This is a genomic window from Psychromarinibacter sp. S121 (assembly GCF_049801035.1).
Lineage (GTDB): Bacteria > Pseudomonadota > Alphaproteobacteria > Rhodobacterales > Rhodobacteraceae > Psychromarinibacter.
In genome coordinates, this window is the sequence record NZ_JBNAGE010000002.1 from 432660 (window position 1) to 457370 (window position 24711).

Annotated in this window: 25 protein-coding genes; 17 read left to right on the forward strand and 8 right to left on the reverse strand. The window is 65.4% G+C overall.

What is annotated here, in order from left to right:
- Nucleotides 1–24: 24 nt before the first annotated feature.
- From ACP156_RS10435 to ACP156_RS10450, 4 genes are all read right to left on the reverse strand, one after another.
- Nucleotides 25–1341 (reverse strand): FtsX-like permease family protein, encoded by a 1317-nt coding sequence (locus ACP156_RS10435; protein ID WP_425051259.1) that lies wholly within the window; start codon nucleotides 1339–1341, stop codon nucleotides 25–27.
- Entirely contained in the window at nucleotides 1338–2021 is a 684-nt protein-coding gene (locus tag ACP156_RS10440; RefSeq protein ID WP_425051260.1) for an ABC transporter ATP-binding protein, read from the reverse strand. The genes ACP156_RS10435 and ACP156_RS10440 overlap by 4 nt, the downstream gene beginning before the upstream one ends.
- A 9-nt stretch (nucleotides 2022–2030) precedes the next feature.
- Nucleotides 2031–2462, reverse strand: a complete 432-nt coding sequence (locus ACP156_RS10445; protein WP_425051261.1) for a hypothetical protein — start codon at nucleotides 2460–2462, stop codon at nucleotides 2031–2033.
- A gap of 102 nt (nucleotides 2463–2564) precedes the next feature.
- Complete coding sequence (locus ACP156_RS10450; protein WP_425051262.1) at nucleotides 2565–4058, reverse strand: alkaline phosphatase; 1494 nt, start codon at nucleotides 4056–4058, stop codon at nucleotides 2565–2567.
- 168 nt (nucleotides 4059–4226) lie between these two features.
- Between ACP156_RS10450 and ACP156_RS10455 the strand changes: the two genes are divergently transcribed.
- The 7 genes from ACP156_RS10455 (at nucleotide 4227) to ACP156_RS10485 (ending at nucleotide 13758) form a co-directional block, all read left to right on the forward strand.
- Nucleotides 4227–5144 carry a LysR substrate-binding domain-containing protein gene (locus ACP156_RS10455; protein ID WP_425051263.1) on the forward strand — a complete coding sequence of 306 codons (918 nt, stop codon included), beginning with the start codon at nucleotides 4227–4229 and terminating at the stop codon, nucleotides 5142–5144.
- Between the two features lie 126 nt (nucleotides 5145–5270).
- Nucleotides 5271–6959 carry a sulfatase-like hydrolase/transferase gene (locus ACP156_RS10460; protein ID WP_425051264.1) on the forward strand — a complete coding sequence of 563 codons (1689 nt, stop codon included), beginning with the start codon at nucleotides 5271–5273 and terminating at the stop codon, nucleotides 6957–6959.
- Between the two features lie 55 nt (nucleotides 6960–7014).
- A complete protein-coding gene (locus tag ACP156_RS10465; protein WP_425051265.1) occupies nucleotides 7015–8070 on the forward strand; it encodes a TAXI family TRAP transporter solute-binding subunit in 1056 nt (351 codons plus the stop codon).
- 64 nt (nucleotides 8071–8134) lie between these two features.
- Nucleotides 8135–10474, forward strand: a complete 2340-nt coding sequence (locus ACP156_RS10470; protein ID WP_425051266.1) for a TRAP transporter fused permease subunit — start codon at nucleotides 8135–8137, stop codon at nucleotides 10472–10474.
- 33 nt (nucleotides 10475–10507) lie between these two features.
- Nucleotides 10508–11272 carry an SDR family NAD(P)-dependent oxidoreductase gene (locus ACP156_RS10475; RefSeq protein ID WP_425051267.1) on the forward strand — a complete coding sequence of 255 codons (765 nt, stop codon included), beginning with the start codon at nucleotides 10508–10510 and terminating at the stop codon, nucleotides 11270–11272.
- A gap of 344 nt (nucleotides 11273–11616) precedes the next feature.
- The gene (locus ACP156_RS10480) at nucleotides 11617–12381 is read left to right on the forward strand and encodes a hypothetical protein (protein ID WP_425051268.1); all 765 of its coding nucleotides are present in this window, start codon (nucleotides 11617–11619) and stop codon (nucleotides 12379–12381) included.
- A 135-nt stretch (nucleotides 12382–12516) separates the two neighbouring features.
- A complete protein-coding gene (locus tag ACP156_RS10485) occupies nucleotides 12517–13758 on the forward strand; it encodes a Hint domain-containing protein (protein WP_425051269.1) in 1242 nt (413 codons plus the stop codon).
- A 134-nt stretch (nucleotides 13759–13892) separates the two neighbouring features.
- On the opposite strand, the gene ACP156_RS10490 is transcribed toward ACP156_RS10485, so the two are convergent.
- On the reverse strand, nucleotides 13893–14912 hold the full coding sequence (locus ACP156_RS10490; RefSeq protein WP_425051270.1) for a Gfo/Idh/MocA family protein: 1020 nt from the start codon (nucleotides 14910–14912) through the stop codon (nucleotides 13893–13895).
- Nucleotides 14913–15941, reverse strand: a complete 1029-nt coding sequence (locus ACP156_RS10495; protein ID WP_425051271.1) for a Gfo/Idh/MocA family protein — start codon at nucleotides 15939–15941, stop codon at nucleotides 14913–14915.
- 115 nt (nucleotides 15942–16056) lie between these two features.
- Between ACP156_RS10495 and ACP156_RS10500 the strand changes: the two genes are divergently transcribed.
- The 8 genes from ACP156_RS10500 to ACP156_RS10535 all read left to right on the forward strand — a co-directional run bounded on the left by ACP156_RS10500 (nucleotide 16057) and on the right by ACP156_RS10535 (nucleotide 21551).
- A complete protein-coding gene (locus ACP156_RS10500; RefSeq protein WP_425051272.1) occupies nucleotides 16057–16515 on the forward strand; it encodes a hypothetical protein in 459 nt (152 codons plus the stop codon).
- The gene (gene acpS / locus ACP156_RS10505) at nucleotides 16512–16913 is read left to right on the forward strand and encodes a holo-ACP synthase (RefSeq protein WP_425051273.1); all 402 of its coding nucleotides are present in this window, start codon (nucleotides 16512–16514) and stop codon (nucleotides 16911–16913) included. The genes ACP156_RS10500 and acpS overlap by 4 nt, the downstream gene beginning before the upstream one ends.
- A 57-nt stretch (nucleotides 16914–16970) precedes the next feature.
- Nucleotides 16971–17753, forward strand: a complete 783-nt coding sequence (gene lepB / locus ACP156_RS10510; protein ID WP_425051274.1) for a signal peptidase I — start codon at nucleotides 16971–16973, stop codon at nucleotides 17751–17753.
- A gap of 17 nt (nucleotides 17754–17770) precedes the next feature.
- A complete protein-coding gene (gene lepB, locus ACP156_RS10515) occupies nucleotides 17771–18790 on the forward strand; it encodes a signal peptidase I (protein WP_425051898.1) in 1020 nt (339 codons plus the stop codon).
- Between the two features lie 77 nt (nucleotides 18791–18867).
- On the forward strand, nucleotides 18868–19536 hold the full coding sequence (lepB, locus tag ACP156_RS10520) for a signal peptidase I (RefSeq protein WP_425051275.1): 669 nt from the start codon (nucleotides 18868–18870) through the stop codon (nucleotides 19534–19536).
- Nucleotides 19533–20213, forward strand: a complete 681-nt coding sequence (gene rnc / locus ACP156_RS10525) for a ribonuclease III (protein WP_425051276.1) — start codon at nucleotides 19533–19535, stop codon at nucleotides 20211–20213. The genes lepB (ACP156_RS10520) and rnc overlap by 4 nt, the downstream gene beginning before the upstream one ends.
- A gap of 92 nt (nucleotides 20214–20305) precedes the next feature.
- Nucleotides 20306–21214: a GTPase Era gene (gene era, locus ACP156_RS10530; RefSeq protein ID WP_425051277.1), complete on the forward strand. Its 909-nt coding sequence runs from the start codon at nucleotides 20306–20308 to the stop codon at nucleotides 21212–21214.
- 4 nt (nucleotides 21215–21218) lie between these two features.
- On the forward strand, nucleotides 21219–21551 hold the full coding sequence (locus ACP156_RS10535; RefSeq protein WP_425051278.1) for a DUF1491 family protein: 333 nt from the start codon (nucleotides 21219–21221) through the stop codon (nucleotides 21549–21551).
- On the opposite strand, the gene ACP156_RS10540 is transcribed toward ACP156_RS10535, so the two are convergent.
- Nucleotides 21548–22162 (reverse strand): Pr6Pr family membrane protein, encoded by a 615-nt coding sequence (locus tag ACP156_RS10540; RefSeq protein ID WP_425051279.1) that lies wholly within the window; start codon nucleotides 22160–22162, stop codon nucleotides 21548–21550. The two genes, ACP156_RS10535 and ACP156_RS10540, sit on opposite strands and share 4 nt — an antisense overlap.
- A 72-nt stretch (nucleotides 22163–22234) precedes the next feature.
- Between ACP156_RS10540 and recO the strand changes: the two genes are divergently transcribed.
- Nucleotides 22235–22975 (forward strand): DNA repair protein RecO, encoded by a 741-nt coding sequence (recO, locus tag ACP156_RS10545; RefSeq protein ID WP_425051280.1) that lies wholly within the window; start codon nucleotides 22235–22237, stop codon nucleotides 22973–22975.
- On the opposite strand, the gene ACP156_RS10550 is transcribed toward recO, so the two are convergent.
- Entirely contained in the window at nucleotides 22969–23289 is a 321-nt protein-coding gene (locus tag ACP156_RS10550; protein WP_425051281.1) for a DMT family transporter, read from the reverse strand. The two genes, recO and ACP156_RS10550, sit on opposite strands and share 7 nt — an antisense overlap.
- 175 nt (nucleotides 23290–23464) lie before the next feature.
- On the opposite strand from ACP156_RS10550, the gene ACP156_RS10555 reads away from it, so the two are divergent.
- On the forward strand, nucleotides 23465–24631 hold the full coding sequence (locus tag ACP156_RS10555) for a pyridoxal phosphate-dependent aminotransferase (protein WP_425051282.1): 1167 nt from the start codon (nucleotides 23465–23467) through the stop codon (nucleotides 24629–24631).
- Nucleotides 24632–24711: the final 80 nt, after the last annotated feature.

The window sequence follows — 24711 nt, forward strand, 5'->3', positions numbered from 1 at the left end:
CAATACGGTTGCGGCCGAAGGCTGTCAGGACCTCAGATTGGCCACGATCGGCTGCCGCAACAGGGCCAGCGCGGGGATCAGGGCAAGCACGCAGGTCGCCGAGAGGAAGGCCAGCGCAAGATGCACCTCGCTCCATCCCAGCGACGCCGTGACCAGGATGTCGGTCCGCTGCGTGACGATCCGCGACAGCGCGGCGGCGGCGGCAAAGCCGAAGGCCACGCCCAGCAGCGTTCCGACCGTCAGCAGCGTTGCGCCATACAGCCAGACCACCGCCATCACGAACCGCCGCGGTGCGCCAAGCGCGCGCAGCATCGCGACCTGTCGCTGGAACAGCCGGGTCAGGATGAACAGCCCCAGCAGCACGCTGGCCGCGACCAGGATCTGCGTGACGATGGACATCAGCGACATCGCCTGCCGCACGTCGCCCATGATGCGGTACAGGTTGGCCAAGACGCTTCCGGGGAAGAACGCCATCATCTCGCTGTCGCGGGTGAATTCGTTGCGCAGGGCATAGTTGGCCCACAGCGCAGAGGCGCGGACGATCACGGCCGGTGTGCCGGGGAAGAACTTGGCGTCGAAGGGCGGACCGATCCGGTCGCCCGCCTCGGGCGCGTGGCCGTTGGCAAGGCCATGGACTTCCCACACGGCTTCGACCGGGATCAGGATCGCACGGTCCCAAGGCGTGCCGGTGCGCGGCATCTGTCCGACCACGTGAAAGCCAACCCCCTCGTGCCCGTGCTCCTCGGCGCTGTCACCGATACCGTGCGACGGGGTGAAGCTGTCGCCTACGGCAAGTCCGACCGCAGCGCCCGCCACGGCCTCGTCGGTGGCTTCCCACAGCCGGCCTTCAAGCGCGCCGTCGGTCAGATAGGTCACGAACTCTGCCGTCGTCCCGATCACCGGCGCGTCGCCAAAGCTGTCGCCAAAGGCGATGGGCGCGGCGATCTCGACGTTCTCGTGCTCGGCGATCTCGTTATAGGCGTAGCCGTCCAGCAACCCGACGTTCGACGGCTGCAGGAATACGGCGGCCAGCATCATCGTCAACTCGCTGCCCGGTGCGGACACCACCATGTCGAACTTGTCCGCGGCATGCGCCATGCCCTGCCGCAGTCCGCGCTCTTGCGCGATCAGGCCGATGCCCATGCCGACCGAAACGGCGATCAGCAGAACGAACATGACGTTCGCCCAAAGGAACCGGCGCAGGATGGCGCGGGTCAGGCGGAACGGCGCGTAGCCACGGGTCAGAAGCGCCGCAATGACCACCAGCGGCAGCAGCAGCGCGCTACAGATGATCAGCTCTTGCGTCAGAACCGGCAAACCGTCCCAGCCATCCCGGATCATGCGCGCACCTCGACGTCGCAATCGACCCGCCCGTCGATGACCGAAACCACGCGATCCATCCGATCCAGCAGGGCAAGATCGTGGCTGACCGCGATCAGCGTCTTGCCGCTGTCGCGGACCAGTTTCACCATGTCGTCGATCAGCGCGTCCGCCGCCTCGCGGTGCAGGCTGGCGGTGGGCTCGTCGGCCAGCAGGACGTGCGGGTCATGCGCCAGCGCGCGGGCGACCGCGACGCGCTGACGTTCGCCGCCCGAGAAACTGGCGACGGCGCGGGGCGTGTCGGTCAGGCCAAGATGCGCCAGGCCCTGACGCGCGCGTTTCGTCACGCCCGCGCGGTCGCGGCGACGGCGGAACAGGCTGACCAGCCCGGCATTGCCGGCGGCCGACAGTTCCTCGAACAGCAGGAAATCCTGAAAGATCATCCCGAAATGATCGGCGCGAAACGCGGTCCGCCGCGCGTCGGACAGTGCAAGGATCTCGGTTTCGCCCCAGCGCACCGCCCCCTTCGCGCCGGACCACAGACCGGCGAGCGCGTACAGCAGCGTGGACTTGCCCGCGCCCGACGGCCCGCGAACACCCACCAGCGACCCCGCCGGGATGTCCAGTTCGTCGACGGTCAGGATCGCGCGGCCGCGCGGGTTGGGCACGGACAGGCCGCGCACGCTTAGGGGCAGGGTCATGGAACTTGCTTAGCGCGCGTAGGTGGCGTCGGAAAGACGGACGCGGCTGAGAAAGCCGGTGTCGGGGTCCTTGAAGCTGCCAAGCTCCAGCACGCCGCGCGTCTCGATCTTCACGTTGAACGGGATCACGTCGAGCGTTCGCTTGGTGTAGATGGCAAGGATGTCGTCCGGCCACTCCGCTTCCGTCTCGCAGAAGGGGCAGACGGACATGGGGATCTTGGTCAGGACGAAGAACTGGCTGTCCGCCTTCAGCGGCGGCGCCATGTAGCCTTCGACGGTCAAGCGCTGGCCTTCCAGCGACAGCGCGAGATCGGAAAAGCTGCGGTCCTTGTTGTAAAGCTCGCGCAGTTTCAGCGGGCCCTCGGTTGCGGCAAGCGACGGGGCGGCGGCCATCGGCATCGCTGCGGCGGCGGAAATCAGCAGGGTGCGGCGGGAAATCATCGGATCCTCCGAGTGCATCGAGTCGGTCGGGAAACGTGCCGTCAGATTAACGGCAGAAGGGGCCCGCGTCAGGGGCCCCTTCAACGTTCGTGAAGGCGAACCTTACTCCGCGTTCACGGCATGCAGCATGACGTGGAAGATCACGTTCTGCTCGATGGTGCCGTCGAAGAGATGCGCCCACGGACCCTTGGCGTAGACGGCAACGTCTTCGCCCGAGTGGGTTTCCGAAGACATCGGGATCATCGCCTGCTGGATAAAGTCGATGTCCATCGCTTCCTCGTTCGTCACCTCGGCGCGGCCTTCCGGCGCGGCGAAGGTGCCGTCGGCCTGCTCGGTCAGAACCGAACCAGAGCCGTTCAGGTAGCCGATGACGGTGTAGGGCTTGCCGTCGGCGGCGGTCAGCGGCTCGTCCGAGTGCTCGATACCGGTTTGGGCAACGTCGTAGCACAGGCCGGTGATCGGCGAGCCACGTCCGCAATAGCCGTTGAACGCGATGGCGTGCTCGTGGTCGGCGGTGACGATGATCAGGGTGTCCTCGTCATCGGTCATCTCGTCGGCAAGGGCCACGGCGTCGGCGAAGGCCTTGCCGTCCATCAGGGCGCGATAGGCGTTGCCGGCGTGGTTGCCGTGGTCGACGCGACCCGCTTCGACTTCGAGGAAGTAGCCGTCTTCGTTCTTCGACAGGTACTCGATCGCCGCAGCGGTCATTTCGGCGAGCGACGGCTCGTCGGCGCGGTCGGCCTCGTACATCATGTGGCTGTTTTCGTAGAGACCAAGGATCGGCGCGTCGGCCGACAGATCCAGACCGTCAAAGCCCGCCTGGTCGGTGACGAAGGAAGAGCCGAAGCCTTCCGCCATCTCGATCAGGTTGGTGCCATCGGCGCGACGACCGGCAAGGCCACCCATCTCGGTGCCGTCGGGCAGGAAGTAGCGACCGCCACCGCCCATGGCGAAATCGATCAGGCCGCTTTCCATGGCGTCGATCAGCTGGCTGGCGATGTCCTTCTGGGCGGTGCAGCCCTCGGGGACGGCGTCTTCCCAGTTGCGGTTCGCGGTCTTCGAATAGACGGCGGCGGGCGTCGCGTGGGTCAGGCGCGCGGTCGAGACGATGCCGACCGACTTGCCCATCCCGGTGACGATTTCCGAGAACAGCGTCAGTTCGTTGCCTTCAACGGTCGAGCAATCGTCGTGGATCGCGTCGCCGCCAAGGTTGATCAGGTTGAAGCGCTGCTTCACGCCGGTGTTCATCGCGCCAGCGGTCGGAGCGGAGTCCGGGGTCTGGGCGTTGATGTTGTAGGTCTTGACCAGCGCCGAGTAGAAGTCGGGCGTTTCGTAGGGCAAGACGTGATCCTCGCCCAGACCGCCTTCCATCTGGCCGACGAACAGGCGCGTGGCATAGTTGGTGCCGACGCCGTTGCCGTCCGCGACCATCAGGATCACGTTCTTGGCGTTGTTCTCGTTCATCAGCTTTTCGATCTGGGCCTGAATGGCCTCCTGGCCGGCGGCGTACCACTCGCTGTCCATTTGAACGATATTCTGGGCATTGGCCGCCGTCGCCGCGGCAAGCGCGACGGCAGAGATTGCGATAGTTCTCATTTTGGAAGCTCCCTGGCAGTGTTCCGAGGCGTTCCTTGGGTCCCCGGTGTGAGGATCCTGTAAAGTCTGCATGAACCTTTTGTGACAGGCCGCAACGGCAACCTGGCAACCCGGCGCTTGTCCACATCCGTCTTTCGCGAAGGGCTGAAATGGGGGATAGCTTGTCCCATGAGCCATAACCGAATTCGTATGCGGCATCTGCGCTGCTTTCTTGCCGTCGCGCGTCACGGCTCTGCCACCCGCGCCGCCGAGGTGCTGGGGACCGTGCAGCCCAGCGTGTCGAGGTCGCTGCGCGAGTTCGAGGAAGAGATGGGCTCGCCCCTGTTCGAACGCACCTCGACCGGGCTGGAACTGAACGAGGCGGGGCGCACCCTGCTGTCCTATGTCAGTGCCGGTCTCGGACAGGTGGACCGGGGCATCGAGACGATGCGCGGCCAGATGGGCGCGCAGAAGGTCACGGCCTTCGCGATGCCCAACGTGGTGCGTGTCGTGATGCCGGGTGCGGTGCGGCGGTTCAAGTCGCTGTACCCAGAGGTGGATGTCGAACTTGAGACCGTCGCCAGCGGCCTGCTGCACCACCGCCTGCGCGATGGCGACGTCGATTTCGGCTTTGGCCGCATCACGGCGGCCGAGAAAATGGCGGGCCTGAACTTCGAGCATCTCTATAGCGAGGGGCTCGTGTTCTTCGCCCGTGCCGGCCACCCGCTTGCCCAACGCGCCGGGGTGAAAGTCGCCGAGATCGACGGCTTCCCGGTCATCCTGCCCTCCGGGGGCACCATCATCCGCGACGAGATCAACCGCTTCGTCATCAGTCAGGGCGTCAGCGGTTTCAGCAACATGATCGAAACCGTGTGCTTCGAGTTCTCGCGCAACTACCTTCAGGCCTCTGACGCGGTTGTCTGCCTGCCCCTTGGCGCGATGCGGCAGGAGATCGCGGCGGGCACCGTCATCACGCTGGACGTGGATGCGCCGCAGCTGATGGGAGCTGTCGGCATCTCGAACGTCGCGGGGCGCAAGCTGTCGGCCCCGGCGCAATTGCTGATCCAGATGATCCGGGACGAGGTGGTGGCGCTCGGCCTGTCATAGCGGATCGGTTATGATGTTTCCGGAATTGCTATTTCCTTTGCGGACACCCCGTCGCTAGCGTGAAGCCCGAGGAAATGGGAGGAGGACCCCGGCGGCGCGACCTGCGCGACGCCGGATTTGCGCAGTATGGCCAAGCCGAAGAACATCCTGTTCATCATGTTCGATCAGCTCCGCTGGGATTATCTCAGCTGCTACGGGCACGAACACCTTCACACGCCGAACATCGACCGGCTAGCGTCGAAGGGCGTGCGGTTCACCCGCGCCTATATCCAGTCGCCAATCTGCGGATCGTCGCGGATGTCGACCTATACCGGGCGGTACGTCCACAGCCACGGCGCAAGCTGGAACTTCATACCGCTGAAGGTGGGCGAGATGACCATGGGCGACCACCTGCGCGAGGCCGGGATGGACGCGTGGCTGGTGGGCAAGACCCATATGGAGGCCGATGAAGAGGGCATGGCCCGCCTTGGGCTGGACCCGGATTCGAAGATCGGCGCGCGCGTCGCGGAATGCGGCTTTGACATCTGGGAACGTGACGACGGCATGGTGACGAAAGGGCCCGATGGCAGCTTTGCCGAGGGCGGCATCACCAACGCGCACAACTACACCAAGTACCTGAAAGCGCGCGGCTACGAGTCCGAGAACCCGTGGCACGACTTCGCCAACTCTGGCGTCGATGCCGAGGGGAACGTGCTGTCGGGCTGGTTCCTGAAGAACTCGACCGAGGCGGCGAACATCGCCGACGAGGACAGCGAAACGCCCTACATGACCACCCGCGCGATGGAGTTCATCGAGGGTCACGACGGCCCGTGGATGTGCCACCTGTCGTACATCAAGCCGCATTGGCCCTACATCGTGCCCGAGCCCTACCACGATATGTTCGGCCCGGAACACGTGCAGGCTCCGATCCGCAGCGAGGCGGAATACGAAGGATCGCACCCCGTGCTGAAGGGGATGATGGAAAGCCCTGTGGGCAAGGCGTTCTCGACCGACAAGGTGCGCAACGCGGTGATCCCTGCCTACATGGGCCTGATCAAACAGTGCGACGACCAGATGGGGCGTCTGTTCAAGTGGCTGGAAGACACCGGGCGGATGGACGAGACGATGATCGTCCTGACCTCTGACCACGGCGACTTCCTTGGCGATCATTGGATGGGTGAGAAGCAGTTCTTCCACGACACCTCTACCCGCGTGCCGCTGATCGTCTACGACCCCTCGCCCGAGGCGGACGCGACGCGCGGCACGGTGTCGGATGCGCTGGTCGAATGCATCGATTTCGCACCCACCTTCGTAGAGGTCGCGGGCGGCAAGCCGGCGACGCATATTCTGGAAGGTCATTCGTTGCTGCCGATCCTTCACGGCACCGCGACCGAGATGCCGCGTGACCACGTGATCTGTGAATACGACTATGCCGCCACGCCGCTGGCCGACAAGCTGGGTCTGAACGTGCGCGAGGCGGTGATGTTCATGGTCGCGGACAAGGACTGGAAACTGATCCATTGCGAGGGCGGCTTCCGCCCGATCCTGTTCGACCTTGTGAATGACCCGCACGAACTCGACGACCTTGGCGACCGGGCCGACATGGCTCCGGTGATCGGGCGGATGTACGACAAGCTGTTCCGCTGGGCCCGCCGCACGTCGCAGCGCACCACACGGACGGAAGAGCAGTTGATCGCGATGCGCACCTCGACCCGCAGGCGCGGCGTGATCATCGGCGTGTACGACGAAAACGACGTTCCGCTGGAACTTACGGTGCACTACCGTGGCCGCACGGCGAAGAACATGAAAAGCGGAAAGCAGACGGAAGAGACTTGAAGACCTGCGCTGCCGGGGAGGGCGGCGCGAAGCCAAATCAAGGGGAGGAGGACCCATGAAACATCTGACCAAGGCCTTTGCCGCGTCCGCGGTGGCGGCTGTCATCGCGACCGGCGCCAGCGCGCAGGCGAACCTGACCGCCGAGACTTCGAGCCCGGGCAACAGCCCGCACGTCTCGATCCTGCACATGGCCGAGATCGCGGCCGAGTATGGCATCGCGAACCTGCAGGTGCAGGAAGGCCAGACGCTGACCAACTCGCTGGTGAACCTTGCCGAGGGCAAGACCGACATCGCGGCCATGCCGCTGATCCTGCCGTTCCTGCTGGCCGCCGGGCGCGGACCGTTTTCCAGCATCGGCCCCGAGAAGGGCGCGGAACTGGCCGCCAACGTCCGGGCGCTGTACCCCTACAACGCCGGCGCCTACGGCCTGATCGCCTTGGAAAGCGAAGGCATCGATTCCTGGGATGATCTCAAGGGCAAGAATGTCTGGAACGGCCCGCCCCGCGGCGCCGCTCTGGTCAACGCGCGGCAGGCGATTTCCGGCGCCGCCGGCCTGACAGACGGCGAGGATTATACCGGCCATCAGGCGAACTGGGCGCAGCTTGCCACCCAGTTGGTCGACGGTTCGATGGACGCCTTCGTGGTGCCGCTGACCTTCCCCTCGGCCCGCGTGACGACGATGCAGGCCGCCGGTGATGTGGTGATCGTCTCGACGCCGAAGGACGTGTTTGAAAGCGAGGCCTACGGCAAGCTGTTCAACGCGCCCGGCAACGTCCCGATCTCGGTCGCGTGGGAAGACATGGGCTATACCGACGGTGTGCGCCTGATCTCGGAAGACGGCGTGTTCCGTGGCCTTGGAACCGCGTTCGCGGACGTGGTGCACAAGGACATGGACTTCGACACCGCCAAGGCGCTGACCGCCGCCTATATCGAGACGATGGACCGCATGAAGGCGAAGACGCCCTATGCCGGCAACATCAACGTCGGTGTTCTGGACCCCGAGCTAAGCGGTTTCTGCGGTGTGAACCCGTTGAAGTACCATCCCGGCGCCGTCGCCGCGTGGGAAGAGGCGGGCTATGAAGTGCCCGACTGCGCCAAGCCCGAGGGCTGAAGCCGTTCGGCCGGGCGGCGCACGCCCGGCCACCTCGCCAGGGACCTAGCCCGGGGATCAAGCCATGACCGATACCGTCGAACGTGACATCGCGCACCGGCTGGCGCGCGTGCTGGGGCTGATCCTTGTGATCATCGGCCTGCTGAACACGATGCCCGCACTTCCCGGACTGGACGCCGCGGTCGAGCAGGCGTTCGGCAAGGGCGTGGTGATCCGGCGCTTCCCTTACGAATATCTGTTTCCGCTGGTTTTTGTCCTGATGATGACCATCGTCGCGCTGGAACACTCGTTCGCTCGCGGCTTTGCCGGGCAGGCACCCGCCAAGCGCGGCTTCGGTATTTTCATGGACGTGGCATTGGTCACGATGGCGACGCTGATCGCGCTGGGCTATCTGGTCGAGATCGACGCCGTCTGCCTGATCGACCAGTTCACGGGCGAACGCGCCGAGCTGATCGCCCGAAGCCTTCAGGAAGAGAAAGACTTCGCCGAGATGATGGGGCTGCCCGCGCCCACCACGGTCGACGATCCCAGCTGCATCCGCACCCTCGGCCTGTGGATCTTTCCGCTGATCGCCGCGGCGGTGACGGTTTTTCTTGGTTATAACGTGCGGGTCTGGGGCGTTTCGCTGGTGGCGGTCGCCATCGTGATCGCAAGCTATACCCTGCTGACGGTGATCGTCTGGTACTTCTTCGGCGCCGACGACATGAACAAGTACCTCGTCACCAAGCTGGGCGGCGAGCCCCGTCAGCTGATCGACGGGCGGCCCAACGTCGAGGACATCCTCGTGAACAACGGGCAGGGTCTGCTGGGCCGGTTCATGGGCATCCTGATGAACACCGTCTTCCCCTATATCGTTCTGGGCGCGCTGTTCGGGGTGTCGGCGGGCGGCCGGTCTCTGATCAAGATCGCCTTCCTGTGGACCCGCCGCCTGCGCGGCGGTCCCGCGCACGCGGCCATCGTTTCGTCCGCCATGTTCGGCACGATCTCGGGCGGGCCGGTGGTGAACGTGCTGTCCACTGGCGTGCTGACGATCCCGATGATGCTGAAACGCGGCTTCCGGCGCGACTTCGCGGGCGGGATCGAGGCGGCGGCCTCGTCGGGCGGCCAGATCATGCCGCCGGTGATGGGCGTCGCGGCCTTCGTTCTGTCGGCAATGACGGTGGTGCCCTATCGCGACGTGATCATTGCGGCGGCGATCCCGGCGGTGGCGTACTTCGGCTGCCTGTTCCTGACCGTCGTATTCCAGGCCCGGAAGCAGGGACTCGAACCGGTCGGCGACGCCACCGACGACATGCGGCTGACCCGCGAGGACCGCATTCACCTGCTGATGATCTTTGCCCCGATCCTGCTGATCCTGATCCTGCTGCTGACCCCGAAAGAGGCGATTGGCTGCGGACCGTTGTCGGGCATCTGGGGTGTGACCAAGATCGTGACCGAGAACGGCTGCCGGGCCGAAAACCTGCCGTGGCTGCTGCAACTGATCCAGAACTCGGCGGGCGACGCAGGATCGGCGGGCTGGTGGGCGACGGCGCTGCTGATCGTGCTGTTCTTCCTCGACCGCGAGATCCGCCAGCGTCCCGGCCTGATCGTCACCGCGCTGGCCGAGGCGGGCACGCTTGTCAGTCGGCTTTACCTGATGTTCCTCGCCGTTTCGGTGATCGACTTCTGCCTGAACCTGACCGGGCTTTCCAACTACATCGCGGTGGACATCATCGGCTGGCTTCGAGCGTCGGGCGGCACCATTGGCGACAACAGCCTGTTCCTTGTGATGGCGCTTGGCGCGACGATGGTCATGGCGATCCTGCTGGGCATGGGGATGCCGACGGTGCCCGCCTATATCAACGTCGCGCTTCTGATGGGGCCAATGCTGGTGGGGCTGGGCATCGCGACCTTCACCGCCAACATGTTCATCTTCTACTTCGCCGTCGCCAGTGCGATCACGCCGCCTGTGGCGGTCGCGGCCTTCGCGGCGGCTTCGATCACCAAAGGCGACCCGATGGGCACCGGCTTTGCCGCCGTGAAGGCGGGTGTGGTGATGTTCGTCATCCCCTTCATCTTCGCCTTCTATCCCGAGCTTCTGCTGATCGAGCCGGCGCAGTTGAACCCGGTGCCGGGTGGCGACCGGTATCTGCCGGGGCTGGACGGGACGGTGCACTGGGGCGCGCTGGCCTTGGTCTCGCTGCGCGTTGCGGCGGCGCTGTACCTGCTGGCCAGCGTGCTGGCCCGGTTCGATGGCCGTCGCATGGGACGGATCGAGGCGCTGTTACGTCTTGCGCTGGCGCTGGCGGTGCTGGCCAAGGCGCCGCTTGTCTGGGGTGTGGCGGCGCTTCTTGCGGCAGGGGTCATCGCGTGGCACTGGATGGGAAGGGACAAGCCGGGCCGCCCGATCGCATCGCAGGCGTGACGGCCGAGGCCGGTGCCTGACGGAGGGCCCGAGATGAAACTGCCCAAGACGCCCGATATGCGGCTGGATGGCCGCCACGCGCTTGTCGTCGGCGGGACCTCTGGCATCGGGCTTGCCTGCGCCGCCGCCCTTGCGCGCGCCGGGGCAGAGATCACCGTCGCCGGACGCCGTGCCGAACTGGTGGAAGAGACCCGCGCCGCGCTGCAGGCCGAGGGCCATGCTTCGCATGGGCTGCCGTTGGACATCACCGATCTGGAAGCGACCGGCAAGGCCGTGGCCGAGAGCGGGCCGTTCGACGTGCTGGTGAACGCCGCCGGCACCGCGCGGCACAGCTTCGCGACCGAGACGCAGGTTCAGGACTTCGACGCGGTGATGTCGGTCAACCTGCGCGCCGCGTACTTCCTTGCGCAGTCGGTGGCGAACGGTTTGATCGCTGCGCGCCGGCCCGGATCGCTGATCACCATTTCCAGCCAGATGGGGCAGGTGGGCGGACCGAAGCGTGCCGTCTACTGCGCCAGCAAACACGCGGTGGAGGGCTTCACCAAGGCGATGGCGATCGACCTTGGGCCGATGGGAATCCGGGTGAACACGATCTGCCCGACCTTCATCCTGACGCCCCTGACCGCGCCGTTTTTCGACGAGCCGGAAACCCGGCGCTGGATCGGCCAGAACATCCCGCTGGGACGCGCGGGCGAGGTCGGCGATGTAGCGGGGGCCGCGGTGTATCTTGCGTCCGACGCCTCGGCGCTGGTGACGGGGTCGGCTGTCTCTGTCGACGGGGGCTGGACGGCGGGCTAGGCGGCGACGTTTCTCAGAATCACCCTAAGATGGTTCCGTCTGCGATATTGTATCGCAAAAAGAAACAGATGGGCCGAAGATAGGCGGCGGCTCGACGATGCGGGCAACCGGCCCAAGTATTGGCGTGTGGTAAACGTCGGCGCTGCCGGCAAATCGGCCGGGACAGGCCGAAGTCGGCAACCTCCCCTTTACACGTGGGGGAGTCCCATGCTGCAACGGCGGTTACGCCGGCTGCCGCTCTGGAAGCCTCTGCCTTGGCAGGGGCGGCGGGTGCGGCACATGAACCGAAGAACCCGCCTCGGCGTCGTCCGATCCGGCACGGGGCACAGCGCAGGAGGAGTCCGATGGCGGTACTTCGCGAACTGGCACAGGACATCACCCGGGCGACCGGCGTCAACGAGTTGTCGGTCGAACCGATGGCCCGGTCCGGCTCGAACATGACGATGCTTCTGCGGGGCGAGGGGCAGGTCTTCTTCGCCAAGATCTTCACCGATGCCGACGTGAACGCCGCCGACGCGAACCTGCGCTATGACCGCGAGAAGCAGATCCTGTCGAAGCGCTGGCCGGTCCCGATGCCGGTCATGGTCTATTCCGCAGACACCGAACGGGTGATCGTCACGCGCGAGGTACAGGGTCACGGGTTCAAGCATTTCATCGAGCAGGGCCGCGTAATGGACGCGCTGGGCATGATGGCGCGCTGGGTCGCCGGGTTTCACGCCGCCGTCGGGACACAGAAGCGCGACGAGACCCTGTGGGACCATTTCGGCCAGTACGACGAGATGGAGGGCAACCCGGCCTATGCGGTTCTGCGCGATTTGCTGAGCCAGGTGCCGCTGACCGAATACGTTCTGACCAAGGGCGACGTCTCGGCCCACAACTTCAAATTCAACGACAAGGGTGCCGTCGGCCTGGACTTCGAATCAGTCGGCTACAGGGCCAAGGAATTCGATCTGATCGGCATGATCCGGGGGCTTCACAAGCTGACCGGAGAATCCATTTCGGCGATGTCGGACACGGTTGTGCAACAATACGACACGGTGCGCCGGATTGATGATATCGAAACCACCGCCGCAGCGGTGGCGGTGTTAACAGAGCTTACCGATTATTGACGAAATTGTGGCAGCAAGCGCCTGATTTCCAAGGAAAAGGCCCTTTTCAATTCTGAATTGGGGCAAAATCTGGGCTTTGTTTAGATAACCTTGCGGCATATATTCTCCCCATACCTCTGTGGGGAATAGCTGCTGATGACATATTCGATTTTCGGGAATTGGTTCTGGTGGGGCCTTTCCAAGGGCTGGTGCGACGAGGATGGCAATCCCGTCGATCACGGCAGCGGCGTCTATCAGGCCGACATCAACAACCATGGCAAAGTCCTGATCGACAACCCGGGCGGTGCGTACGACAACAAGTCGATCCGCACGATGCAGGAGAACGTCGACAAGGACACCTACGTCTACCTCGACGGGACCGGCAAGGATTACGGCGACAGCCTGAACCTGCACTGGGACGACGGCGGTCACGACGTGGACATCGTCGAGGTTAACGCGGGCGATTTCGTCGGTGACTTCTGCATGAACGTGCAAAGCATCCAGACGATCGACAAGCTGTATATGTCGAACGTCATCAGCTTCACCGCAGTGGACAAGCACGGCAATCCGATCTCGCCCGTTTACACGGCATCCAACGTCTATGGCGGCGGCGAGACCGGCGACCAGAACGGCGACGACTTCGGCGACGGCACCTACAAGCTGAAAGAGACCGACGGTCACCACGGCGCGCCCAGCAAGTATGTCATCACCTATCTGGACCGCGACGGGAACGAGAAGACCATCTATCTCGAGGCCGACGTCGACCACGGTGACAAGGCGACCATCGGCATCGATTTCGTCGACGCGCCGATCTGCTTTGCCGGCGGTACCGAGATCCTTGTCAAAGGCGGCGTGAAGCGGGTCGAGGACCTGCAACCGGGCGACATGGTCCTGACCAAGGACAGCGGGTTCCAGCCGCTTCAGTGGATTGCGCACCGCCGCATCGGCGTGTCGGAACTGAACCGTGGCGACAACCTGCGCCCGATCCGCATCCGCGCCGGCGCGCTGGGCGAGAACATGCCCGAGCGCGACCTGCTGGTGTCGCCGCAGCACCGTATGCTGGTCTCCGACTGGCGCTGCGAGGCGCTGTTCGGCGAGACCGAGATGCTGGTGCCGGCGAAGGCGCTGGTCAACGACAGCACTGTGACGGTCGAGCATGACGCGGACGAGGTGGTGTACTATCACTTCATGTTCGCGCAGCACGAGATCGTCTATGCCAACGGCGTGGAGTCCGAAAGCTTCCACCCCGGCGAGCTGGGCCTGTCGACGCTGGACACCGCTGCGCGGGACGAGTTGTTCCGCATCTTCCCGCAGCTCGAGCGGAACGTGGACGCCTTCGGCGCTCCGGCCCGCCCGGTTCTGAAGAACTTTGAAGCGAAGGCGATGATGTCGGCCTGACACGGCCCATGACACCGCCTTGGGGATCGGTCGGCACGGGGGCGCCGGCCGATTTCTTTTTGGGGGATCGCGAAATGGGACGGCGACGGCGCACGCGCTGACGCGCATCGCCCCGCCCGCCGTCCCGTATCACCTCACGAAAGGTTCCCGAGCCGCGCGGCCTTACCCTGAGCCTGAAGCGCCAGTTCCATCGCCTTGAAGCACCGCGCCTGCGGCATCGCCGTCTCGGTCCGGTCGCGGATGTCCGCGATCAGCGCCGCGAAATACGGTAGGCCCGCGTCTGACGCGTCGATATGTTCGCAGCGGTCACCGTTCACGAGGAACAGGTGATCCTTGCCCTCGCGCCCGGTGATGTCGACGTATTTGCGAAGTTCGATATAGCCCTCGGTGCCAAGGATCGTCAGGCGACCGTCGCCCCATGTCGGCAGCGCGTCGGGCGTATACCAGTCGATCCGGATGTAGCCCTGAACGCCGTCGCCCCGGACGAGGATCTCGCCGAAATCCTGCAGCCCCGGATCTTTCGGGTTGGCGAAGTTGGCGACGCTGGAGGTCACGATCTCGGCGTCGTCGGTGCCGGTGAAGAACAGGAACTGCTCCAACTGGTGCGAGCCGATATCGCACAGGATGCCGCCGTACTTGCTTTCGTCAAAGAACCAGTCCGGCCGCGTCGGGCGGTTCAACCGGTGCGGCCCGAAGCCCGCCGTCTGGATCACCTTGCCGATGGCCCCCGCCGCGATCAGTTCTGCCGCCTTGGTGACGCTTGCGACCTGAAAGTGCTCTGAATAGTTGACCGACCAGATGCGCCCGGTCTCGGCTTGCACCTTCCTGATCTCGGCAAGCTGGTCCAGCGTGGTGCAGCCGGGCTTGTCGACCATCACGTCCTTGCCCGCCCGCATCGCGCGGATCGCGAAATCCGCGCGTTCGGATGGCACGCCGGCCAGCAGGATCATGTCGATCTCGGGGTCGGCGATCAGCGTTTCGGGGTCGTCGACACGGGGCAGGTCGCGGAAGCGCTCCACGAACCCTTCCTGCGTGCCGGGCTCTCCCTCGGTCCACCAGCCGCGGCCGGTGCAGCCGCGGTCTGTCATTAGCCCGAGCATTTCGTAGATGTGGCGGTGGTCGATACCGATCACGCCAAGAACCGGACCCGTCATTCAAGTGTCTCCCAGATGGATTGCGCGGCCCGTTTCCGAAGACCGCAGAATAGCGTCGATCAGCCGTTGCGCCGTCAGCGCGTCGGTGCCGGACGGATCGGGCGCGCGCCCGGCCCGCGCCGCCTTGACGAAACCCGCGATCAGGTCGCGGTGCCAGTCATGCGGGAATGCCATCGGATCGGCCCCGCCGCCGGTTCCGGTTTCCTCGCCGACCGTTTCCGTCCGCCCGTCGCGCCAGTCGAGCCGCAAAGTGCCGGATTGCAGCGTTGCAACGCATTTGGAACAGTCCAAACGTATCGATTCCGCGCTTCCGGGCCATGCTGCGGTGGTCGCGAAGACCGAGCCGACAGCACCGTTCGCGAACCGCATCCCGGCGGTGGCGAAGTCTTCGCACTCCATATCGTGCAACCCGGTCGTGGCGGCCAGCGCCTGCACGGTCGCGACCGGGCCGGTCAGCGACAGCATCAGATCCAGCGTGTGGATCGCCTGGCTGATCAGGACGCCGCCGCCGTCGCGCGCCATCGTGCCGCGTCCGGGGGCGTCATAATAGGATTGGTCCCGCCACCATGGAATGTCGGCGCGCGCCATCTGAAGCGCGCCCAGATCGCCGGCCTCAAGTCTCTGCCGCAGCGCGATGGAGCCTGCGCGATAGCGGTGCTGGAACACGACGCCAAGCTGTACACCCGCGTCGGCGCACAGGGCGGCGACCTCTTCCGCCTCTGCCAGCGTGCGGCCGATGGGCTTCTCGCACAGGACGTGCTTGCCGGCCCCGGCGAACAGCCGCACCGGATCCAGCCGCGCGTCGGGTGGGGTCAGCAGCAGCAAGGCGTCGACGGTCGGGTCCGCGGCCAGCGCCTCGGCGCTATCGGCCAGCGGAAAGCCGTACTCCGCGGCCATCGCCGCGCCGCTGTCGCCACGGGTCCAGACCCCGCGCACCGAGATGTCTGGCGCAAGGTCCGCCAACGCGCGGGCATGCGGCGTCGCGGCCATGCCGGCGCCGATGACGGCGATGCCGAATGGCTGTGTCATGCAGGTCTCCTCCCCTGTTCGCGAAGTCGTAGCACCCGGTGTCACGGGATGCCACGGGTTTGCCAAAACGCCCGACGCGTGCGAAAGCAGGGCAACCCATGGCGGAGGATCCGGGATGTGGAAATCGCTGTTGATCGGGGCCGGGTTGGCCCTTTGCGCAGCCGCGTCGCAGGCGCAGGCCGTGATCGACTGCAACGGCTGGCAAGGCGGCGCCCGCAACATCGCCGAACCGTGGGAGCAGAACAGCACCACCTTCGCCAACGGCGCGATCCGGGTGGCGTTGCTGGACACGGTGGAACCCGCGGCGGCGGCCTTCTACCTGCTTGTCATCCACCCGCCCTATGACGAGCTTGGCTCGCCCGGCTGTGGCATCATCGGGCTGGATGAGAGCATGGGCTTTTCGAGCATGGATTTCGGTGCGCTGTCCGCCAGCTACGACCCCGCGGCGGGGCTGACCCTGCGCGTCGGGGTCGAGATATTCGAGCCGGACACCGGCGGTTTCGATCCCGCCATCCTGGCGGTCACGGTGAACCAGTCCACCGGCGACCTTTCCCCACGGTTCGAGATTCCATGATCCTTGGCATCGGCACCGATCTTGCCAACATCGAGCGGATCGAGCGGACGCTGGAGCGGTTCGGCGACCGCTTTCGCAACCGTGTCTTCACCGAGGTCGAGCAGGCCAAGGCCGAACGCCGCCGCGACACCGCCGGCACCTATGCCAAACGCTGGGCCGCGAAAGAGGCGTGTTCCAAGGCACTGGGCACCGGTCTGCGCATGGGCATCGCGTGGAAGGACATGGCGGTGTCGAACCTGAACACCGGCCAGCCCGTGATGGCGCTGACGGGATGGGCGGCGGAACGCCTGCGCGAGATGACCCCTGAAGGGCACGAGGCGGTGGTGCATGTCACCCTGACCGACGACCATCCTTGGGCGCAGGCCTTCGTGATCATAGAGGCAAGGCCGTTGCCTTGACACCGCGGGCGCGCGCGCCCATGACGACAGACAAATCGAGGCGAGCGGGGAACCGGAATGTCCAGCAATTCCATCGGCAGCGGGATCATCGAGACGATCAAGACAATTGTCTACGCCCTGCTCATCGCGGGCGTGTTCCGCACACTCTTTTTTCAGCCTTTCTGGATACCGTCCGGGTCCATGAAGGACACGCTGCTGATCGGGGACTTCCTGTTCGTGAACAAGATGGCTTACGGATATTCGCAGTACAGCTGCCCGTTCGCCATGTGCCCGTTCTCGGGCCGCATCATGGGCGAGGAACCCGAGCTTGGCGATGTCGTCGTGTTTCGCCATCCGACCACCGGATCGGACTTCATCAAGCGGGTGATTGGCCTGCCGGGTGACAAGGTCCAGGTGCAGGACGGCGTGCTGTTCATCAATGGCGAAGAGGTTCCGCAGGTCGACGACGGCGTATTCGTCGAGACCTTCGAGCCGCAGGGCCCGGCCGGAAACCTGCCGCAGTGTTCCAACCCCAGCCCGGGGCTTGGCGCCGACTGCATCAAGCAGAAATATATCGAGACTCTGCCGAACGGGGTGGAGCACTCGGTGCTGGATATCGCCAACACACGTCTGGACAACACGCCGGTCTTCACCGTCCCGGAAGGACACTTCTTCTTCATGGGCGACAACCGAGACAACTCCACCGACAGCCGCGTCGCACAGGGCGCGGGCGGTGTCGGCTTTGTGCCCTTCGAAAACCTGATCGGCCGTGCCGACCGGATCATGTTCTCGTCCGCGGGCCGGTCGATGCTGTTTTTCTGGACGTGGAGGAGTGACAGGTTCTTCAAGGCCATCGAATAGGAGCGCTGGCCAGGGAACTGGCCACCGACTGGCTTGACTGGGACGGCGCGACAGATCGCACCCGGTTCGGGCTATTCTTTGCCCTGGTCGTGACGGTCTGGATCGCCGGAACGGCGATCCTGCTGGCCGGGGTGCTGCACGAGGTTCCCGCCGTCGTGCTGACCATCCTGATGGCGCTGCTGCTGTATCCCTTCGCCGGCTACTGCGTGCGGCGCTATCACGACGCGGGCGCCTCGGGGCTTTGGGCTTTTTTCGTCTTCGTCCCGGTGATCGGCCTGTTCTGCCTGTTCTACCTGCTGACCGCCCCCACCGACGCGCGCGGGGATGTCGAACTTTTCCCGATCGAATGGCCGGTGGCGGGGCTGATCCTGCTGAGCTGTATCGTCGGCTTCGCGGTGTCGCGCGTGTTCTGGCAGCCGTTCCACATCACCGACGCCGCGATGAAGCCGACATTCCTTGTGGGCGACTACGTGATCGGCACGCGGGTCATCGGCACGCCGGACCGCAACGCCGTCGTGTTCTTCCGTCACCCGTCGGACGGCGACTACAGCGCGGCGCGGGTGGTGGGACGGCCGGGCGACAGGGTACAGATGCAGGGCGGACTGCTTTATATAAACGGCTGGCCGGTCGAACGGCTTGCACTGCGCCCCTTCGTGGAAGAGTTCCGCGAACAGGGTCCGAACCGCATCTGGCCGATGTGCGCGGCCTTCGGTCCCGCGCCGGGCACTGAATGCATCAAGCGGATGTATGTCGAACAATTCGCGCAGGAAACGGGGCATACCATTCTCGATGTGCAGAACTCGCCCGGCGACCACACGCCGGTGTTCACGGTACCCGCAGACCATGTGTTCGTGATGGGCGACAACCGTGACAACGCCCGCGACAGCCGGTTCGCCCCAGAACAGGGCGGCATCGGGTTTCTGCCCACCGCGCGCATCATGGCCGAGGCGCGGTTCGTCCTGTTCTCCAGCGGCGCGCGCAGGCCGGTCGCCATCTGGGCATGGCGGCCCGAGCGTTATTTCGCCTCGATCGAGTAGGCGCGCGCCACCTTGCCGCCGCCGCCCGCCATCGGCTATGCCGACTGAAATATCGGCCCTAACCGAAAGCCTTCGGCGTGCTCCACGCAATCTCGCTTTTCCTGATGACGATCATGGTGTTCGAGCCCTACTGGATTCCCGCAGGCTCGATGAAACCGACGCTGCTTCCGGGCGACTACATTCTTGTCATCCCCGACCGCGCGCCTTTCGCGCGGGGCGATGTCTTGGTGTTCCTCCACCCGGTCACCGGTCAGGACTACGTCAAGCGGGTGATCGGCCTGCCGGGGGACACGGTGCAGATGCGGGATGGCGTCGTGATCCTGAACGGCGCCGAACTGCCGCAGACCCCGGACGGCGAATTCGTCGAACCCTACACCCCAGCCGGGATGTCGGGCGTGATCCCCCGCTGCGGCAACAATCCCGTGCCGCTTGGCGGTGATTGCCGCAAGCTGCGGCGGACCGAAACGCTGCCGGACGGCCAAAGCTATTCCGTGCTTGAGATCGGGCGCATGGCACTGGACAACACGCCGGCCTTCACGGTGCCGGCGGACCACCTGTTCGTCATGGGCGACAACCGCGACAACTCGACCGATAGCCGCATCGGTGCCGCCGCCGGTGGCGTCGGCTTCGTCCCGCAGGCGAATGTGAAAGGCCGCGCGGTGGCGGTCGCCTTTTCCGCCGCAGGCCGCTATCTGTGGAACCCCGCAGGCTGGCGGGAAGGGCGCATCATGGAAGGAATCCGGTGAGACTGTCCGCCGAACAAGCCGCCTTTGCCAAACGGCTGGGCCACAAGTTCGCCAATGGCGAGTTGCTGCAACGTGCGCTGACCCATGCCTCGATGTCCTCGGCCAACCGGCCCGACAACCAGCGGCTGGAGTTCCTTGGCGACCGTGTGCTGGGCCTTGTGATGGCCGAGACGTTGCTAAGCGCCGACACCGGCGCGACCGAGGGCCAGCTTGCGCCACGCTTCAACGCGCTGGTCCGCAAGGAAACCTGCGCCGAAGTCGCCGCCGAACTGGGGCTGGGCGAGGTCCTGCGCCTTGGCCGGTCCGAGATGCTGTCGGGCGGCCGCCGCAAACAGGCGTTGCTGGGCGATGCGATGGAGGCGGTGATCGCCGCCGTCTATCTCGATGGCGGGATCGAGGCCGCGCGCACGCTGATCCTGACGACCTGGGGCGCCCGGATCGAAACGGTCGAGGAAGACGCCCGCGATCCGAAGACCGCGTTGCAGGAATGGGCGCAGGCCAAGGGCCAGAAACCGCCTAGCTATCAGGAAATCGCCCGCAGCGGCCCCGACCACGCCCCGGTCTTCACCATCGAGGTCACGTTGCAGTCGGGCGAATCCACCCGCGCCGAAGCGCCGTCCAAACGGCGGGCCGAACAGGCGGCGGCCAAGGCGTTGCTGGATCAGTTGGGCGGGTAGGTACTGGTCGTAAGTACTGGTCGTAGGTACTGGTCTCTGGCCCCGGTCCGGTGGATCATGTAGGAACGCGCGATTCCCAGACTGGACATGACATGACCCAGAAAGCCGGCTTCGTTGCCCTGATCGGAGAGCCCAACGCGGGCAAGTCCACGCTTCTGAACGCGATGGTCGGCACCAAGGTGTCGATCGTGACCCACAAGGTGCAGACCACCCGCGCCCGGATCCGTGGCGTCGCGCTGGAAGGCGATGCTCAGATCGTGTTCGTCGACACGCCGGGCCTGTTCCGTCCGCGCCGGCGGCTGGACCGCGCGATGGTCGCGGCTGCCTGGACCGGGGCCGGGGATGCCGACGAGGTGCTGCTGCTGATCGAGGCGCAGCGCGGCCTGACCGATGGCGTCGAGGCGATCATCGCGGGGCTGGAGGAACGCGGCGGCGACCGTCCGGTCGCGCTGGTGATCAACAAGATCGACCGGGTGCAGGCCCCCGCGCTGCTGGCGCTGACCAAGAAGATGAACGACCGTTTCCCCTTCGTCGAGACCTTCATGATCTCGGCAGAGAAGGGCCATGGCGTCGATGACCTGCGGCACTGGCTTGCCGACCGCATGCCCGAAGGCCCGTGGCTGTACCCGGAAGACGAGATTTCGGACTTGCCGATGCGGATGATCGCGGCCGAGATCACGCGCGAGAAACTGACTCTGCGCCTGCATCAGGAACTGCCCTATCAGCTGACGGTCGAGACCGAGAGCTGGGAAGAACGCGACGACGGGTCCGCCGTGATCCACCAGATGATCTATGTCGCCCGCGACGGCCACAAAGGCATCGTGCTGGGCAAGCGCGGCGAGACGGTGAAAGCCGTCGGCAAGGCGGCGCGCGAGGAACTGACAGAGATGCTGGACCGCCCCGTCCACCTGTTCCTGCAAGTGAAGGTGCGGCCCAACTGGCTGGACGAGAAAGAACGCTACTCCGCGATGGGCCTCGATTTTTCGGACGGCAACGGCTGAACCCATGGCGCGCCTGACCTCGGACCTTTGGGTCTCGGCCTATCTGGCGCGGCTGCGTCTGGCGGATATCCCGGCCTTCGTCGTCTCGAAGGGCGATGCGACGGCGGGCGCGGTCCTGATCAAGCAAAGCCCGCTTGACGGAACGGCGACGCTGTACCAGCGGTCGGTCGACCTGATGACAGGCGAACGGCGCTGGGTTGTATTGGCAGAGGGAGACGAGGCTTCGGTCGACGCCTCTGTGACGAAACAACGATCGTTCGATCCGGACCTGTGGGTGATCGAGGTCGAGGACCGCGCCGGCCGGCACCTGCTGGATGAGGAAGGGCTCGACAGCTAGGCGGGTCTCGGCGACAGGCGTGTCGCGCCGAAAAGCAGGTACCCGGCGCCGACGAAGCCTTCCATCAGCCGGGCACAGTTCCACACCAGTTGCGGAGGGGCCAGACGGCCCGGGTCGAGAAACGGATAGGGATAGACCCCGTCCAGAGCGCCGCGCACCAGCGCATAGGCAAGATAGGCAAGCGGCCACAGCAGCCACCGCAAGGGGTCCAGCCACCCGATGTCGTTCTTCCGGGCGAAGATCACCCACCACAGGAACACCGACATCGGGACCACGGCGTGCACCCCCTGATCTGCAATCCGTTGCAGCCCCTGCGGCTCCCACAACTCGGCCAGCAACAGGCGATAGATCAGCCCGACCGAGGCGATCCACAGAACCAACCCGGCGATCAGCCGGTCGGACACCTGCCGGCCGGCCATCACCATCGCCATGAACAGGATTGCGACCAGCCCGTTGGTGAGGATCGTGAAGTACCGCGCCTGCGCCCACAGCACGCCCGCGATCCGGTCCCCCGTCTCCATCTGCGTGATCCCGAACTTCAGGCACAGCGACAGCACGGCCAAAGCCGCCACGATGGCGGCACAGGTGCGGGCGGGGGCGGACAGCAGCATGAAATTATACTGGTTCAGTTTCTTCGCGAGGCAAACACTTGCAGGCCGCCGTGACGCAGCGATATTTGGCGGATGGAATGGCGCGATCAGGGAATCCTGCTGACCTCTCGTCGCCACGGCGAGTCCGGCGCGATCATCGAGGTCTTCACCCCCGGCCGTGGCCGGCACCTTGGCGTCGTCCGTGGCGGCGCCAGCCGCAAGACCGCGCCGATCCTTCAGCCGGGCGCGCAGCTTGACGTGACATGGCGCGCGCGGCTCGAGGATCATCTGGGCGCCTTCACCGTGGAACCGCTGCAAAGCCGCGCCGCGTCGGTGATGTCCGACCGGCTGGCGCTGGCCGGGCTGAACGCGGTGACCGCGCTGCTGTCCTTCACGCTGCCCGAGCGCGAGGCGCACGAGCCGCTCTATCACCGCAGCGTCGCGCTGCTGGACATGCTGGATACGCCGGATCTCTGGCCGCTTGCCTATCTGCACTGGGAACTCGCGTTGCTGGACGAGATGGGCTTCGGCCTCGACTTCAGCGCCTGCGCGGTGACCGGGGCGACGCAGGGGCTGGACTATGTCTCGCCCCGCACCGGGCGTGCGGTATCAGAGGCGGGGGCGGGCGAGTGGAAAGACCGGCTGCTGCCGCTGCCGCGCTGTTTGCGCATTCTGTACGACGCACCGTCGTCCGAGGTGGCGCAGGGACTGCGCACGACAGGGCATTTCATGGAACATTGGCTGGCGCCCGCGCTGGGAGATCGGGCGCTGCCGTCGGCACGGCAGCGCTTTGTCGATCTGCAGGCCCGGCTGGACCGTCCCGGCGGTCAGTGACCGCCCGACAGCCGCATCAGAACCAGCCCGCCCACGATCATCGCGACCGCCGTCAGGCGCATCGGTGTGGCGGCTTCGCCAAGGAACATGACGCCGACAAGGAAAGCGCCCACCGCGCCGATCCCGGTCCAGACCGAATAGGCGGTGCCCAGGGGCAGCGTGCGCATCGCGACCGCAAGCAGCCCAAAGCTCGCAAACATCGCGACAAGCGTGACGATCGACGGGACAAGCACGGTGAAGCCTTCGGATTTCTTCATCGCCAGCGCCCAGACGATTTCAAGCAGGCCGGCGGCAGAGAGAATGATCCACGCCATGACAGAGTTTCCTTCCAGTATGTCCGGGCCGTCCCGGTCGGAATTACCTTGATGGCGAGGCCGTCCTCTGCCCGCGATCTAGCCCGCCCGGCCCCCGGTTTCAAGCCGCGCGGTCATTGCCAAACGCGGTCCGATACGCAACAACCTCGGGACGGCCGGAACAGGGAGGACAGCCATGCAGACCATCGCGGGATTTGACCGCATCGGCGAAGAAAACGCCTTTGCCGTGCTGGCGCGCGCCGGGGAACTTGCGGCGCAGGGCATGGACGTCATCAACCTCGGTATCGGCCAGCCGGATTTTCCGACGCCGGAGAACATCGTCGAAGCGGCCGTGAAGGCGCTGCGCGACGGCCAGCACGGCTATACCCCCGCCACCGGCATCCCGCCCCTGCGCGAGGCGGTGTCGGCCGACCTGCACCGGCGCTTCGGGGCCGAGGTGAACCCCGACAACGTGCTGATCGTCCCCGGCGGCAAGGTCACCATGTTCACAGCGATCCTGATGTTCGGCGAGCCGGGGGCCGAGATCCTGTACCCGGATCCCGGCTTCCCCATCTACCGCTCGATGATCGAATTCACCGGCGCGAAACCGGTACCGATCCCGATCCGCGAAGAGAACGGCTTTGCCTTCTCGGCCGAGGAAACCCTGTCGCTGATCACCGACAAGACGCGCCTGATCATCGTCAACTCGCCCGCCAATCCCTGCGGCGGCGTCACGCCGCGCGCCGAGGTGGACAAGCTGGTCGCGGGCCTCGCCGACTGGCCCGAGGTGGCGATCATGTCGGACGAGATCTACGACCAGATGCTCTACGACGGCGAAGAGCACGTCACCCTCCTGGGTTACCCCGAGATACGGGACCGCCTGATCCTGCTGAACGGCTGGTCCAAGACCTACGCGATGACCGGCTGGCGGCTGGGCTATTCGGTCTGGCCGCAGGACCTGTACGACAAGGCCCGGAAACTGGCGGTCAACGCATGGTCCTGCGTCAACACGCCCTCGCAATACGCCGCGCTCGAGGCGCTGACCGGCCCCCAGGATGCAGTCGCGAAGATGGTCGCCGAATTCGACGCCCGCCGGAAGCTGGTCGTCGACCTCGCCAATGACCTGCCCGGCGTCTCGTGCATCACGCCCAAGGGCGCGTTCTACGCCTTCCCGAACGTGTCGCAGACCGGCTGGAAGGCCAAGAAACTCGCGTTGTCCCTGCTAGAAGAAACCGGCGTCGCCACCGTTGGCGGCCCGGATTTCGGAACACTGGGCGAAGGCTACATCCGCCTGAGCTATGCCAACTCGCAGGACAATATCCGCGAAGCGCTGGGGCGGATGAAGGCGTTCCTGTCCAAGTGATCGGCCCTGCGGGCCGAGCCTCTGGCAGAGGTATTTAGAAAGAGAAGAAGCGGCTGTCCTTTTCTTCTCTTTCCAAAGTA